This window comes from Pseudomonas fluorescens group sp., assembly GCF_020093335.1.
Taxonomy (GTDB): Bacteria; Pseudomonadota; Gammaproteobacteria; order Pseudomonadales; family Pseudomonadaceae; genus Aquipseudomonas; species Aquipseudomonas petroselini.
On sequence record NZ_JAIOKW010000005.1, the window covers coordinates 39,067 to 53,095 of the forward strand.

The window sequence follows — 14,029 nt, forward strand, 5'->3', positions numbered from 1 at the left end:
AATCTACTTTCGGCGCGCACCGCGCCATTAGAGGAAGCTTTCCGTGGAAGCACTGCATAAGAAAATTCGCGAAGAAGGCATCGTGCTTTCCGATCAGGTACTCAAGGTCGACGCCTTTTTGAACCACCAGATCGACCCGGCACTGATGAAGCTGATCGGCGACGAATTCGCCGCGCTGTTCAAGGACTCGGGCATCACCAAGATCGTCACCATCGAAGCCTCGGGCATCGCCCCGGCGATCATGACCGGCTTGAACCTGGGCGTACCGGTGATCTTCGCGCGCAAGCAGCAATCCCTGACCCTGACCGAAAACCTGCTGTCGGCGACGGTGTATTCCTTCACCAAAAAAACCGAGAGCACCGTGGCGATCTCCCCACGCCACCTGACCAGCAGCGACCGCGTGCTGGTGATCGATGACTTCCTGGCGAACGGCAAGGCGTCCCAGGCGCTGATTTCGATCATCAAGCAGGCCGGCGCGACCGTGGCCGGCTTGGGGATTGTGATCGAGAAGTCGTTCCAGGGCGGCCGTGCGGAGCTGGATGCGCAGGGATACCGAGTGGAATCCCTGGCACGGGTCAAATCCCTCGCCGGTGGTGTGGTCACCTTCATCGAGTAATCGCAGCCCACGCCTATCTTGTGTGGGCACGGTTAAAAGTGTGGGAGGGGGCTTGCCCCCGATCGCGGTGTATCAATCACCCAATGGGTTGGCTGACCCACTGCTATCGGGAGCAAGCCCCCTCCCACATTTGGTTTTGTGTTGGTTTTTAGTGTGTGGTGGCCTGGAGGCCGGCGAGCAGCAGCCGCTGATATAAATCTTCTTTCAAACCTTCCGGGTTATCCAACCGCATCCGCTTCAAATGCTCAGGAAACGCCTCCGGCTCCGGCGCATCCAACGCCGCCTTGCCCAATTCCAGAATCTCCGTGAGCTTGAACTTGCTCTTGAGCCAGTTCAGCGCCCGCAGCAAATCGCGCTCCTCATCCGTAAAATCGCTGCCCAGCGGATACTCCGGAAACAGCCGACGATGGCGCGCTTGAATGGCCTGAAGCCGCTCCGGCGTGTTATCGGCGAAGCGCGGATCCAACTGGAAACCCTTGGGCAGCTTGCCGGCCTTTTGCGCCTGCTCGATCAAATCGTCCTGGAACCGTGAGTCGGTGATATTGAGCAACGCCTCGATCACCTTGGCATCCGTCTGACCCCGCAGATCGGCAATGCCGTACTCGGTGATGACAATGTCCCGCAGGTGTCGAGGAATCGTGCAGTGGCCGTAGTCCCACACGATGTTGGAACTGACCTCCCCCGCCGACTCGCGCCAACTGCGCAAAATCAGGATCGACCGCGCGCCCTCCAGCGCATGGCCTTGGGCGACAAAGTTGTACTGCCCGCCCACGCCGCTGAGTACGCGACCGTCCTCCAGTTGATCGGCAACGCCAGCACCGAGCAATGTGACGATGATCGCGCTGTTGATAAACCGTGCGTCCAGGCGTTGCAGGCGCTTGAGTGCTTCCTGACCATACAGCTCGTTGATGTAGCTGATGCGGGTCATGTTGAATTCAAGACGCTTGGCGTGGGTCATTTCCTGCAGGCGCTGGTAAAAACTTCTCGGACCCAGGAAGAATCCGCCGTGGATGGAGATGCCGTCGGGCTGTGCGGCGTCGTCGAGCGTGCCGGCGTTAGCCTGTTCCTGCGTTGCCACATCCGGGTAGACCTTGCGGCGGATAATCCCCGCGTCCGCCAGCACCAACAGGCCGTTGACGAACATTTCGCTGCAACCGTAGAGGCCACGGGCGAAGGGGTCGACGCCGCCTTCTCGGCTGATCAACGGTGCCCATTGGTACACATCGAGGTCGGTCAGCAGCAATCGATAGGCTTCGTTGTCGGCCTGGCGCGCCAACAGCGCGGCCGTCAGCGCATCCCCCATGGAGCCGATGCCGATCTGCAAGGTGCCGCCATCGCGCACCAGGGTGCTGGCATGCAGGCCGATAAAGTGGTCTTGGAAACCCACCGGCATATTCGGCGTCGAGAACAGCGTGGTGCTGTCTTTTTCATCGAGCAGGTAGTCGAAGGCGTCCATGCCCAACTCGGCATCCCCTGGCATGTAGGGCAAATCGCTGTGGACCTGGCCGACGATCAGCACGGTTTCACCGGCCTCACGGCGCTTGGCGATCATGGGCAGCAGGTCGAGGGTGATATCCGGGTTGCAGCTCAGGCTCAGGCGATCAGGATGCTCGGCGCTGCTGGCAACCAATTGCGCCACCAGGTTCAAGCCGGCTGCGTTGATGTCGCGGGCGGCGTGGCTGTAGTTGCTGCTGACGTAGTCCTGCTGCGCCGACTCGCTGTGGAGCAGGCTGCCGGGCTGCATGAAGAACTGCTGTACGTGGATATTTTTTGGAAGCGTGTCTTTGTGCAGGTCGGCGAGGAAATCCAGCTCGGGGTAATCGCCAAACACCCGCTCGATAAAAGGTTCGAGAAAGCGTTTCTGCAAGCCATCGCCCAGCGTTGGCCGGCCAAGGCTCAAGGCGGTATAGATCGTCAGCGACCGCTCCGGCAATTTGGCGATGCGCCGGTACAGCGCGTTGGCGAACAGGTTCGGCTTGCCCAGGCCAAGCGGCATACCCATGTGGATATGCGCCGGCAACCGTTCCAGTATGTCGTCAACTGCTTGCTCGATTGAACACAACTGCACCATCCGACCCTCCTGAACATTCCATGATTAGGGGTTGGACCGAGCTTGCAGGGTCTTTGCTGCAAAGAACAGTGTTGAAACACAAATCGCGGCCACAAAAAAGCCGCCCGTAAGCGGCTTTTTGGCGAAGATTGGTTTATTTCAAACCCGACATCTTCTCGATCGCACCTTTCAGGTCATCATCCGAGCAATCAGAGCACGTGCCTTTTGGCGGCATGGCATTGATGCCCGTGATCGCCTTGGCCAGGATCCCATCCAGGCCGCCCTGATGGTCGGCGCGCTCTTTCCAGGCGGCGGTATCGCCGATTTTCGGCGCGCCCAACAGGCCCGTACCGTGGCAAGCGTTGCAGTGCTTGGCGATGATCTCATCCGGCGTCTTCGCCGCGCCGCCGCCGGCGGCTACCGCCACTTCCATGCCCTTGCATTCCTGGCCCTGGACGCAAACCTGACCCACAGGCTCCAGGCGCTTGGCAATGTCGTCGTTGGTCGCAGCTTGAGCGCTGACAGCCCATAGGGCCAGTACGGTTGCTGGTGCAGCCAGCATTTTCATAATTAGGTTCACGCGTTCACCCTCAATGGTGGCTATTCACGCCTGCGGCCACGGTTTCGCAGGCGGCGAAAGTATAACGGTTAGCCCGCCTGGCCGAAACAACCCTATTAAATAAAGGGAGATTCAGCCTCGCGGATTACAGCTGCGGGAACCTCTGCAACGCTGGCAGGGCGCCTCTATTCTTAAAAGTTCGCGGGCGTGGCTGCGCTGATTAGTCGCGCCGGCACATCGAACGGGTTACGAAAACGATGCGGCTTGGTGCTTTCAAAGTAGTAGCTATCGCCGGCTTCGAGCACAAAAGTTTCAAGACCGACCACCAACTCCAAGCGACCTTCCACCAAAATCCCGGTTTCTTCGCCTTCGTGGGTGAGCATTTCTTCGCCCGTGTCGGCGCCCGGTGGGTAGATCTCGTTGAGAAATGCAATCGCCCGGCTGGGGTGCGCGCGGCCTACCAGTTTCATGGTGACGGCGCCGTCAGAGATATCGATGAGCTCATTGGCTTTATAGACGATCTGCGTCGGTATTTCCTGGAGGATCTCCTCGGAAAAGAACTCGACCATCGACATGGGGATGCCGCCCAGCACCTTGCGCAAGGAGCTGATCGAGGGGCTGACGCTGTTTTTTTCGATCATCGAAATGGTGCTGTTGGTGACACCCGCGCGCTTGGCGAGCTCGCGCTGGGAAAGACCCTTCAGTTTACGGATGGATTGCAGTCGTTCGCCGACGTCCAATGCAGGAGCCTCCTAGGATTCAGGCTTTGTTGTAATTGAGCGTTATCATGGCGACAGCGTTCAGTATTTACAACACTTGGGCCTAAATCCCAGGCGGTTGGGTTCGTACCTGGCGATCAAGCGCCGGAATAGAGCCTTGGCACGCGGCGCAGGTTGCAGAAAATCTGGTAGGGAATGGTCTCGGCGGCGGTGGCGATATCACTGGCGAGGATGTTTTTGCCCCACAACTCCACCGTGGCACCGAGGCCGGCCTGAGGCACGTCCGTCAGGTCGACGCACAGCATGTCCATGGAGACACGGCCCAATAGTTGGCTGCGCTGCCCGGCGACCAGTACCGGCGTGCCGGTGGGGGCGTGACGCGGGTAGCCGTCGGCATAGCCCATGGCGACCACACCGATGCGCATCGGTTTTGGCGTGATGAACTTGGCGCCATAACCCACCGGCTCACCGGCCGGCAGTTCGCGCACGCAGATAACCTTGGATTCCAGGGTCATCACCGGCTGCAAACGCGCGGCGAGGGCCTGGTCTTCGCCAAACGGCGTGGCGCCGTAAAGCATGATGCCCGGGCGCACCCAGTCGCTGGACACACTCGGCCAGCCCAGCACCGACGGCGAATTGCGCAAGCTGACCTCGGCCGAAAGGCCCTGGCGCGCCGCCTCAAACACCGCGACTTGTTCATCGCTGCTGACGCAATCGAGCTCATCGGCGCGGGCGAAGTGGCTCATCAACACGATCTTGGCCACTTTTCCGCTGGCCAACAGGCGCTGGTACGCCTCGTGGAAATCCTTGGGGTGCAGGCCGACACGGTGCATGCCCGAATCCAGCTTGAGCCAGACGGTCAGCGGCGTACGCAACTGCGCCTGCTCAATCGCTTCCAGTTGCCACAGCGAATGCACCACGCACCACAAATCGTGCTCGAGGATCAGCGGCAGCTCGTCGGCCTCGAAAAAACCTTCCAGCAGCAGCACCGGCGCACGAATCCCGGCGGCGCGCAGCTCCAAAGCCTCTTCGATGCACGCCACGGCAAACCCATCGGCGTCGGCTTCCAACGCCTGTGCCACGCGCACGGCACCGTGGCCATAAGCGTCAGCCTTGACCACGGCGAGGGCCTTGGCCCCCGTGACTTCACGGGCCAGTTGGTAGTTGTGACGCAGGGCTTGGAGGTCGATCAGGGCACGGGCAGGACGCATGGCGGCACGCTTCTAGGCAGCAAAGTGAAGAAAAAACCGGCACCCACCGACGGCTTCGGCACCGGAAGAAGGATCGTTGTTTAAGGCAAAGCCGCCACGACAGACAGCTCTACCAGGATTTCCGGTTCGCACAGCTTGGCTTCCACCGTGGCGCGGGCCGGGGCGACGCCTTTGGGCAGCCATTTGTCCCAGACCGCGTTCATGCCGGCGAAGTCGGCGTCGATGTCTTTCAGGTAGATCGTCACCGACAGCAATTTGGATTTGTCGGTACCGGCCAGGTCCAGCAAACGCTCGATATTGACCAGGGTTTCACGGGTCTGCTGCTCAATCCCGGCACTCATGTCGTCGCCGACTTGGCCTGCCAGGTACACGGTACCGCTGTGGACAACGATCTGGCTCATGCGCTCATTGGTGAGCTGGCGATGGATTGACATGTTTTGCGGACTCCTGGTGGTTGCCATAACGGGAAATATCGAGGCCTTCGGCGCTGATCTGCGGAGTTTTCTTCGCCATCAGGTCGGCCAGCAAACGACCGGAACCACACGCCATGGTCCAACCGAGGGTGCCATGGCCGGTATTCAGGAACAGGTTCTTGAATGGGGTGGCACCGACAATCGGCGTGCCGTCGGGTGTGGTCGGGCGCAGGCCGGTCCAGAAGGTGGCTGCGGACAGATCGCCGCCCTGAGGATAAAGGTCGTTGACGATCATCTCCAGGGTTTCGCGCCGACGCGGGTTAAGCGACAGGTCAAAACCGGCTATTTCAGCCATGCCACCGACACGAATGCGGTTGTCGAAGCGGGTGATCGCGACCTTGTAGGTCTCGTCGAGGATGGTCGACGTCGGCGCCATCGCCGAATGGGTAATCGGCACGGTCAGCGAGTAACCCTTGAGCGGGTATACCGGTGCCTTGATTCCCAGCGGCTTGAGCAGCTTCGGCGAGTAGCTGCCGAGGGCCAGTACGTAGCGGTCGGCGGTTTCCAGCTTGCCGTCGATCCACACGCCGTTGATGCGGTCGCCCGCGTAGTCGAGGCGCTGGATGTCTTGTTCAAAGCGGAATTCAACGCCCAATTGCTTGCACATGTCGGCCAGGCGGGTGGTGAACATCTGGCAGTCACCCGTCTGATCGTTGGGCAATCGCAGGGCACCGGCGAGGATATCGGTCACGCTGGCCAGGGCCGGCTCAACGCGGGCAATGCCGGCGCGGTCGAGCAGCTCGAACGGCACACCGGATTCCTTCAACACGGCGATGTCTTTAGCGGCCCCGTCGAGCTGAGCCTGGGTGCGGAAGAGTTGGGTAGTCCCGAGGCTGCGGCCTTCGTAGGCAATGCCTGTCTCGGTGCGCAATTCGTCGAGGCAGTCACGGCTGTATTCGGACAGGCGCACCATCCGCTCCTTGTTCACCGCGTAACGGCTGGCGGTGCAGTTGCGCAGCATCTGCGCCATCCACAGGTATTGGTCGATATCGGCGGTAGCCTTGATCGCCAGCGGCGCGTGACGCTGCAGCAGCCATTTGATGGCCTTGAGCGGCACGCCCGGTGCGGCCCATGGCGAGGCGTAGCCTGGGGACACCTGGCCGGCGTTGGCGAAACTGGTTTCCATGGCAGCGGCGGGTTGACGGTCGACGACGACCACTTCAAACCCGGCCCGCGCCAAATAGTAGGCACTGGTCACCCCAATGACACCGCTACCCAAGACCAGAACGCGCATTTTTATATCCTCATCGCGGGCATGGCCGCTGACGTGTGTTATTCGAGCAATGATGAGCGCAGTGTAAAAAACAATTGCCAGTGCATTTCACTATATAACTGCCTATATTTGGCGACAATTCTCGGCAAAAACCCTTTTCACAGAGGCGTATCCCCTATGCGTACCAACACCCAGACCAAGCGCGAGCTGGACAAGATTGATCGCAACATCCTGCGCATCCTGCAAACCGATGGACGTATTTCGTTCACGGAGTTGGGGGAAAAGGTCGGGCTGTCGACCACGCCGTGTACCGAGCGCGTGCGTCGGCTGGAGCGTGAAGGGATCATCATGGGCTACAACGCGCGGCTCAACCCCCAGCATTTAAAGGGCAGCTTGCTGGTATTTGTCGAGATCAGCCTCGATTACAAATCCGGCGACACATTTGAAGAGTTCCGTCGCGCGGTACTGAAACTGCCGCACGTGCTGGAGTGCCACCTGGTGTCCGGGGACTTCGACTACCTAGTGAAGGCGCGGATTTCCGAGATGGCCTCATACCGCAAATTGCTTGGCGATATCCTGCTCAAACTGCCCCATGTGCGGGAATCGAAGAGCTATATCGTGATGGAAGAGGTGAAGGAGAGCCTGAACCTGCCGATCCCGGATTGAATCGAGCACAACCGTTAGACGAGTACCTGCCGGGTGCTGGCCATGTATTCATGGATCTGTTTTTCCACCCGCGGGTGAATCAGCTCAACAGGCCCGCGCCCATTGGGGCACGGCAGGGTCTTTGTCGTGCCGAACAGCCTGCAGATCAGCGGGCGCTCGTCATACACGGTGCAGCCCTTAGGCCCCAGGTGCACGCAATTCAACTCGTCCATGGCCGCGTCCTGCTCGGCCGCCGTCTTACGCGGCAGGCGCGACATTTCCTCGGGCGAAGTCGTCACTGGCCCACAGCAATCGTGGCAACCGGGAACGCACTCGAACGAAGGAATCTGCCTGCGCAGCGCGCTGATTTTCTGGCTGTTGCAACTCATCGAAACACGTACCGAACGGCGAATAGACGTGGATTCTGCCGCAAAACGCCCTGCGCAGACAGCTTCGTCCGACCGCTGTATCCTGCGTCAAATTTTCCAAACAGGGATGCTCCCCATGACCGCCAGCGCCCGGCACACCACTTCCTACTACGCGGCAAGCAGCGTGCCGCACCCCGATTACCCGGTACTGACCGGCGATAACACGGCGGATGTGTGCGTGGTAGGCGGTGGTTTTTCCGGGCTCAACACGGCTTTGGAGCTGGCCGAACGCGGTTTCAGCGTGGTGTTGCTGGAAGCGCGCAAAATCGGCTGGGGCGCCAGCGGACGTAACGGCGGCCAGTTGATTCGCGGCGTGGGCCACGGCCTGGACCAGTTCGCCAAGGTGATCGGGACCGAGGGCGTGCGCGAGATGAAGCTGATGGGCCTGGAAGCCGTGGAGATCGTGCGCGAGCGCGTCGAGCGCTTTCAGATCCCTTGCGACCTGACCTGGGGTTACTGCGACCTCGCCAACAAACCTCGCGACCTGCAAGGCCTGGCCGAAGACGCCGCAGAACTGCGCAGCCTCGGCTATCGCCATGAAGTGCGCCTGCTGCAGGCCAGCGAGATGAGCAGCGTAATCGGCTCCGACCGCTATGTGGGCGGTATGATCGACATGGGCTCCGGCCACTTGCACCCGCTCAACCTGGCCCTCGGCGAAGCCGCTGCGGCGCAGCAATTGGGCGTGAAGTTGTTCGAACAGTCCGAAGTCACGCGCATCGACTACGGCCCCGAGGTCAACGTGCATACCGCTCAGGGCAATGTACGCGCCAAGACCCTGGTACTCGCCTGCAATGCCTACCTCAATGACCTCAACCCACACCTGAGCGGCAAAGTGCTGCCCGCCGGCAGCTACATCATCGCCACTGAGCCGTTGAGCGGAGCCCAGGCCGCCAACCTGCTGCCACAGAACATGGCGGTGTGCGACCAGCGCGTCACCGTGGACTACTTCCGACTGTCTGCCGACCGCCGATTGCTGTTCGGCGGCGCGTGCCACTACTCCGGTCGCGACCCCAAGGACATCGGCGCGTATATGCGTCCGAAGATGCTGCAGGTGTTCCCGCAACTGGCCGATGTAAAAATCGATTACCAATGGGGCGGCATGATCGGCATCGGCGCCAACCGCCTACCGCAGATTGGCCGATTGGCCGACCAACCCAACGTGTATTACGCCCAGGCCTACGCCGGCCATGGCCTCAACGCCACGCACCTGGCGGGCAAGCTGCTGGCCGAAGCCATCAGTGGCCAACAACAGGCGCGCTTTGATCTGTTCGCCCAGGTGCCGCACCTCACCTTCCCCGGCGGCAAGCACCTGCGCTCGCCACTGCTGGCATTGGGGATGCTCTGGCACAGGCTCAAAGAGCGGGTGTGAATCAACTGCGCCAGAACGGTTTCACCCCTTCCTGGCGCGCCTGCTCCTCGGTCAGCCCGACGTCACGCAACTGCTCGCGGGTCAGGTGCAGCAACGCCCTGCGCGTGTGACGGCGCTGCCAGAACAGGCTCCAGCGGCTGATATCCCGCGGCGCCGTTGCGCGCGCTTGCCCTGCCTCCAACTCCTGACTGTGTAACGCCAGCCGCACATCGCTCATACCGCTCATGGTGTTGCCCCTCGATTGCTTGTTGCTACGAGTGACAAGCATGAGCGCAGGGGCAAAAGCATTACAGATTCAACTCAACCTTATTAAATCCATACAGACACTGCCTGTGGACGCCTGAATCCTGTATTTTCCCCCTATCTGTACTGGTCTCTCGGGAGCGACCGCCATGACCCTCTACGTCAACCTTGCCGAACTACTGGGTACACGCATCGAACAAGGCTTCTACCGCCCCGGCGATCGATTGCCTTCCGTACGGGCCCTGAGCGTGGAGCACGGGGTCAGCCTGAGCACCGTGCAGCAGGCTTATCGATTGCTGGAAGACAATGGCCTGGCGATGCCCAAACCCAAATCTGGCTATTTTGTGCCGGTCGGCCGAGCGCTGCCGGCACTGCCCGAAATCGGTCGACCCGCCCAGCGCCCGGTGGAGATATCCCAATGGGACCAGGTGCTGGAGCTGATTCGCGCCGTCCCCCGCAAAGACGTCATACAGATGGGCCGTGGCATGCCGGACGTATTGTCACCTACGATCAAGCCCCTGCTGCGCAGCCTGGCCCGTGTAAGCCGGCGCCAGGACTTGCCGGGGCTGTACTACGACAACATCATGGGCTGTATGGAGTTGCGCGAACAAATTGCGCGACTGTCATTGGATTCCGGCTGCCAACTGACCTCCGACGATATCGTCATCACCACCGGCTGCCATGAGGCGCTGTCCGCCAGCATCCATGCCATTTGCGAGCCGGGTGATATCGTCGCGGTGGATTCACCGAGCTTCCACGGCGCCATGCAGACCCTCAAAGGGCTGGGCATGAAAGCCCTGGAAATCCCCACCGACCCCATCACCGGCATCAGCCTCGAAGCCCTGGAGCTGGCACTGGAACAGTGGCCGATCAAGGTCATCCAGCTCACGCCCAACTGCAACAACCCCTTGGGCTACATCATGCCGGAAGCGCGCAAACGTGCGCTGCTGACCTTGGCCCAGCGCTTTGACGTGGCGATCATCGAAGATGACGTATACGGCGAACTGGCCTACGCCTACCCACGCCCGCGCACCATCAAGTCCTTCGACGAAGACGGCCGAGTATTGTTGTGCAGTTCGTTCTCGAAAACCCTGGCGCCCGGATTACGCATCGGCTGGGTTGCTCCCGGCCGCTACCTGGAGCGGGTGCTGCACATGAAGTACATCAGCACCGGATCAACCGCCACGCAGCCGCAGATCGCAATAGCCGAATTCCTCAAAGGCGGCCACTTCGAGCCCCATTTGCGGCGGATGCGCACGCAATACCAGCGTAATCGCGACTTGATGCTTGACTGGGTCAGCCGTTATTTCCCGGCAGGTACGCGGGCGAGTCGCCCCCAGGGCAGTTTCATGCTGTGGATCGAACTGCCGGAAGGCTTTGATACGTTGAAGCTCAACCGTGTGCTGATGGAACAAGGCGTGCAGGTGGCCGTAGGCAGCATCTTTTCCGCATCGGGCAAGTACCGCAACTGCCTGCGCATGAACTACGCTGCCAAGCCAACCGCACAGATTGAAGAAGCCGTGCGCAAGGTCGGTGCCGCCGCCAGCAAAATGCTCGCTGAGGTGGCCGACTGACCTTTCGCGGGAAATTGCCGTCATATGCCGACAACCGCCCTGATCTGGAAGCAACTCCCTTGATGATTCAACGGCTATTACCGTTTTTCCTGTTGGGAGCCCTGGCCCTGGGTGGCTGCGCCACGGTGAGCGTACCGCGCATCCCCAGCGACGCCCTGCCCGCCGCGCAATCGTCGTTCGGCCGGTCGATCCAGGCCCAGGCCGCGCACTATCAAGGGCGCTCCGGTTTTCGCCTGCTGCCCAACAGCAGCGAGGCGTTCATGGCACGTGCCGAGCTGATCCGTAACGCCCAGACCAGCCTCGACCTGCAGTACTACATCGTGCACGACGGCATCAGCACCCGCATGCTGGTGGACGAACTGCTCAAGGCCGCTGACCGCGGCGTGCGCGTGCGTATCCTGCTGGACGACACCACCAGTGATGGCCTGGACCAGATCATCGCCACCCTCGCCGCCCACCCCAAGATCGAGATTCGCCTGTTCAACCCGCTGCACCTAGGGCGCAGCACCGGCGCGACACGGGCCATGGGCCGCTTGTTCAACCTGTCGCTGCAGCATCGGCGCATGCACAACAAGCTGTGGTTGGCGGACAACAGCGTGGCCATCGTCGGCGGGCGCAACCTGGGGGATGAATATTTCGACGCCGAGCCCAACCTGAACTTCACCGACATCGACATGCTCAGCGTAGGGCCGGTGGCTGAGCAGCTCGGCCACAGCTTCGACCAGTACTGGAACAGTGCCCTGAGCAAGCCCATTGATGACTTCGTGTCTATTGCGCCGACCCGAGGCGACCTGGCCGCCGCACGCGTGCAACTGGAAGCCTCGCTGGCCGAGTCGCGCCAGCAGAATCACGCGCTGTACAACCGCTTGCGCACCTACCAGACCCAACCGCGCATGGACATCTGGCGCCGCGAGCTGATCTGGGCCTGGAACCAGGCACTCTGGGATGCGCCGAGCAAGGTGCTGTCCAAGGCCGACCCAGACCCTCGGCTGCTGCTCACGACGCAACTGGCGCCGGAACTCGAAGGGGTCAACCACGAGCTGATCATGATCTCGGCCTACTTCGTGCCGGGGCAACCGGGGCTGGTGTACCTGACCGGGCGCGCCGACGCCGGCGTATCGGTCAGCCTGCTGACCAACGCGCTCGAAGCCACCGACGTGCCGGCCGTGCACGGCGGTTACGCGCCCTACCGCAAGGCCCTGCTGGAACATGGCGTGAAGCTCTATGAGCTGCGCCGCCAACCCGGGGACGGCGGCGGCAGCGGCCCACACCTGTTTCGGCGCGGTACCTTCCGTGGTTCGGACTCCAGCTTGCACAGCAAGGCGATGATTTTTGATCGGACGAAATCGTTTATCGGCTCCTTCAACTTCGACCCGCGCTCGGTGCTGTGGAACACCGAAGTGGGTGTGCTGGTCGACAGCCCGGAGTTGGCGGAACACGTGCGTAACCTGGCGCTGCAAGGCATGGCCCCGGCCTTGAGCTATGAGGCGAAATTGCAGGATGGCCAGATCGTGTGGGTCACCGAGGACAACGGCCAATTGCACACCCTGACCCGCGAGCCGGGCAACTGGTGGCGGCGGTTCAATGCGTGGTTCGCCACCAGCGTTGGCCTCGAGCGGATGCTTTAAGAAAGACGAGGCCCCACACGCGATTGCATGTCAGGTCAGGCTGGCTGTGCTGCGCCGAAGGCGCCTTGGCGCAGCAACAGCACCACCAGTCCCAGCGCGCCCGCCGCCATCAGCCACGGCAGCGCATGCCCGCTGACCCACTGGCTGCCGGCACCCGCGACCAACGGCCCGATCAGGCAGCCGATACCCCACAACTGCGCCACATGGGCATTGGCGCGCACCAGCGCATCGTCACGGTAACGCTCGCCGATCAGGATCAGCGACAGGGTGAACAAACCGCCGGCACTGGCGCCGAACAGCACCCACACCGGCCAGATCAGCGGCGTGTGCATCAACGGCGCAATGGCCAGGCTCGATGCCAGCAACAGCAGCGCACAGCCCAGGAACAACGTGCGTCGCGGCAGGTAGTCGGCCAGCGCACCGATGGGCAGTTGCAGCAGCGCATCGCCGACCACCACCGTGCTGACCATGGCCAGGGCAACTTCGGCGGTGAAGCCTTGCTGCAGGCAATACACCGGCAGCAACGTGAGGATCATCGCCTCGAATGCGGCGAACAGCGCCACCGCCCAGGCAATCGCGGGCAGGCTCAGGCAGAAGCGCCACAGTTGCGCGAAGGTCACGCTGAAGGACTCGGCGCTCGGTGCGCCGGAGCGTCCCAGCAGCAACAGCGGCGCCACCATCAGCAGGGCTACGCCCACCCAGAAACCATAATCATGGTCGGTACCGATCAGGCCCAGCAGCAACGGGCCCGACAGTTGGCTCAAGGCATAACTGCAGCCATACAGGGCCACCAGCCGGCCGCGCCACTGCTCCACCACCAATTGGTTTATCCAGCTTTCGCCGAGGATAAATACGATGGTGAGGATCACGCCGATCATCAGCCGCAACACCAGCCAGACCGGATAGCTGGGCAGGATCGCCAACAAGCCGATGGACACCGCGCCCGCCCACAGGCACAGGCGCATGAGGTTGGCCGTGCCGAGCCAGGAGGCCATGCGACTGGAGACCTTGGCGCCCAGCAGCACACCAAACGCGGGCATAGCCGCCATCACACCAATGGCAAAGCTGCCGTAGCCCCAGCTTTCAAGGCGCAGGGACACCAGCGGCATGCTGACACCCAGCGCCAGGCCGACGCTGAGTACCGAGGCCAGGACGGCGAAATAAGTCGCCCAACGCATTGCCACGCTCCTGTGGATAAGTTTTCGGGCTTGCAAAACGAACTGTAGGAGCGAGCTTGCGTGGGAGTCGGGCTTGCCCGCGATGCAGGCACCTAAGCGTGTCAGGCACACCTAGGTGATGCT

The 14,029-nt window shown here is 61.5% G+C and carries 14 protein-coding genes; 5 read left to right on the top strand and 9 right to left on the bottom strand.

The window, feature by feature from the left end; genetic code table 11:
• Positions 1–43 precede the first annotated feature (43 nt).
• On the top strand, positions 44–616 hold the full coding sequence (locus tag K7431_RS07605) for a xanthine phosphoribosyltransferase (RefSeq protein WP_003195447.1): 573 nt from the start codon (positions 44–46) through the stop codon (positions 614–616).
• Positions 617–764: 148 nt separating this feature from the next.
• Here the strand turns inward: K7431_RS07605 and K7431_RS07610 are convergent, their stop codons facing one another.
• The 6 genes from K7431_RS07610 to dadA form a co-directional block, all read right to left on the bottom strand.
• On the bottom strand, positions 765–2,687 hold the full coding sequence (locus tag K7431_RS07610) for an acetyl-CoA hydrolase/transferase C-terminal domain-containing protein (RefSeq protein WP_015886515.1): 1,923 nt from the start codon (positions 2,685–2,687) through the stop codon (positions 765–767).
• A gap of 133 nt (positions 2,688–2,820) precedes the next feature.
• A complete protein-coding gene (locus tag K7431_RS07615; protein WP_016975909.1) occupies positions 2,821–3,234 on the bottom strand; it encodes a c-type cytochrome in 414 nt (137 codons plus the stop codon).
• A 182-nt stretch (positions 3,235–3,416) separates the two neighbouring features.
• The gene (locus K7431_RS07620; protein WP_003176893.1) at positions 3,417–3,965 is read right to left on the bottom strand and encodes a cupin domain-containing protein; all 549 of its coding nucleotides are present in this window, start codon (positions 3,963–3,965) and stop codon (positions 3,417–3,419) included.
• A 116-nt stretch (positions 3,966–4,081) separates the two neighbouring features.
• Positions 4,082–5,155 carry an alanine racemase gene (alr, locus tag K7431_RS07625; RefSeq protein ID WP_015886517.1) on the bottom strand — a complete coding sequence of 358 codons (1,074 nt, stop codon included), beginning with the start codon at positions 5,153–5,155 and terminating at the stop codon, positions 4,082–4,084.
• An 80-nt stretch (positions 5,156–5,235) separates the two neighbouring features.
• Positions 5,236–5,589 carry a RidA family protein gene (locus K7431_RS07630; RefSeq protein WP_015886518.1) on the bottom strand — a complete coding sequence of 118 codons (354 nt, stop codon included), beginning with the start codon at positions 5,587–5,589 and terminating at the stop codon, positions 5,236–5,238.
• On the bottom strand, positions 5,561–6,862 hold the full coding sequence (dadA, locus tag K7431_RS07635; protein ID WP_015886519.1) for a D-amino acid dehydrogenase: 1,302 nt from the start codon (positions 6,860–6,862) through the stop codon (positions 5,561–5,563). The genes K7431_RS07630 and dadA overlap by 29 nt, the downstream gene beginning before the upstream one ends.
• A 156-nt stretch (positions 6,863–7,018) precedes the next feature.
• Between dadA and K7431_RS07640 the strand changes: the two genes are divergently transcribed.
• Entirely contained in the window at positions 7,019–7,507 is a 489-nt protein-coding gene (locus tag K7431_RS07640) for an Lrp/AsnC ligand binding domain-containing protein (RefSeq protein ID WP_003176896.1), read from the top strand.
• A 14-nt stretch (positions 7,508–7,521) separates the two neighbouring features.
• On the opposite strand, the gene K7431_RS07645 is transcribed toward K7431_RS07640, so the two are convergent.
• Positions 7,522–7,875, bottom strand: coding sequence for a YkgJ family cysteine cluster protein (locus K7431_RS07645; RefSeq protein WP_015886520.1), 354 nt, complete (start codon positions 7,873–7,875; stop codon positions 7,522–7,524).
• Between the two features lie 115 nt (positions 7,876–7,990).
• Here K7431_RS07645 and K7431_RS07650 point away from each other — a divergent pair, with 115 nt between their 5' ends.
• Positions 7,991–9,283: an NAD(P)/FAD-dependent oxidoreductase gene (locus K7431_RS07650; protein ID WP_043206057.1), complete on the top strand. Its 1,293-nt coding sequence runs from the start codon at positions 7,991–7,993 to the stop codon at positions 9,281–9,283.
• Between the two features lies 1 nt (position 9,284).
• Here the strand turns inward: K7431_RS07650 and K7431_RS07655 are convergent, their stop codons facing one another.
• Positions 9,285–9,509 (bottom strand): DUF1127 domain-containing protein, encoded by a 225-nt coding sequence (locus K7431_RS07655; protein ID WP_043206058.1) that lies wholly within the window; start codon positions 9,507–9,509, stop codon positions 9,285–9,287.
• A gap of 166 nt (positions 9,510–9,675) precedes the next feature.
• Between K7431_RS07655 and K7431_RS07660 the strand changes: the two genes are divergently transcribed.
• Positions 9,676–11,100 carry an aminotransferase-like domain-containing protein gene (locus K7431_RS07660; protein ID WP_015886523.1) on the top strand — a complete coding sequence of 475 codons (1,425 nt, stop codon included), beginning with the start codon at positions 9,676–9,678 and terminating at the stop codon, positions 11,098–11,100.
• Between the two features lie 62 nt (positions 11,101–11,162).
• Positions 11,163–12,728, top strand: coding sequence for a phospholipase D family protein (locus K7431_RS07665; RefSeq protein WP_043206059.1), 1,566 nt, complete (start codon positions 11,163–11,165; stop codon positions 12,726–12,728).
• A gap of 35 nt (positions 12,729–12,763) precedes the next feature.
• On the opposite strand, the gene K7431_RS07670 is transcribed toward K7431_RS07665, so the two are convergent.
• Positions 12,764–13,906 carry an MFS transporter gene (locus K7431_RS07670; protein ID WP_015886525.1) on the bottom strand — a complete coding sequence of 381 codons (1,143 nt, stop codon included), beginning with the start codon at positions 13,904–13,906 and terminating at the stop codon, positions 12,764–12,766.
• Positions 13,907–14,029 lie beyond the last annotated feature (123 nt).

Excerpts from the sequence above, each read along its gene's own strand:
- dadA (WP_015886519.1), bottom strand. The coding sequence starts at position 6,862 with ATGCGCGTTCTGGTCTTGGGTAGCGGTGTCATTGGGGTGACCAGTGCC.
- K7431_RS07615 (WP_016975909.1), bottom strand. The coding sequence starts at position 3,234 with ATGAAAATGCTGGCTGCACCAGCAACCGTACTGGCCCTATGGGCTGTC.
- K7431_RS07645 (WP_015886520.1), bottom strand. The coding sequence starts at position 7,875 with ATGAGTTGCAACAGCCAGAAAATCAGCGCGCTGCGCAGGCAGATTCCT.
- alr (WP_015886517.1), bottom strand. The coding sequence starts at position 5,155 with ATGCGTCCTGCCCGTGCCCTGATCGACCTCCAAGCCCTGCGTCACAAC.
- K7431_RS07630 (WP_015886518.1), bottom strand. The coding sequence starts at position 5,589 with ATGTCAATCCATCGCCAGCTCACCAATGAGCGCATGAGCCAGATCGTT.
- K7431_RS07660 (WP_015886523.1), top strand. The coding sequence starts at position 9,676 with ATGACCCTCTACGTCAACCTTGCCGAACTACTGGGTACACGCATCGAA.
- K7431_RS07640 (WP_003176896.1), top strand. The coding sequence starts at position 7,019 with ATGCGTACCAACACCCAGACCAAGCGCGAGCTGGACAAGATTGATCGC.
- K7431_RS07670 (WP_015886525.1), bottom strand. The coding sequence starts at position 13,906 with ATGCGTTGGGCGACTTATTTCGCCGTCCTGGCCTCGGTACTCAGCGTC.
- K7431_RS07610 (WP_015886515.1), bottom strand. The coding sequence starts at position 2,687 with ATGGTGCAGTTGTGTTCAATCGAGCAAGCAGTTGACGACATACTGGAA.
- K7431_RS07650 (WP_043206057.1), top strand. The coding sequence starts at position 7,991 with ATGACCGCCAGCGCCCGGCACACCACTTCCTACTACGCGGCAAGCAGC.
- K7431_RS07665 (WP_043206059.1), top strand. The coding sequence starts at position 11,163 with ATGATTCAACGGCTATTACCGTTTTTCCTGTTGGGAGCCCTGGCCCTG.
- K7431_RS07655 (WP_043206058.1), bottom strand. The coding sequence starts at position 9,509 with ATGAGCGGTATGAGCGATGTGCGGCTGGCGTTACACAGTCAGGAGTTG.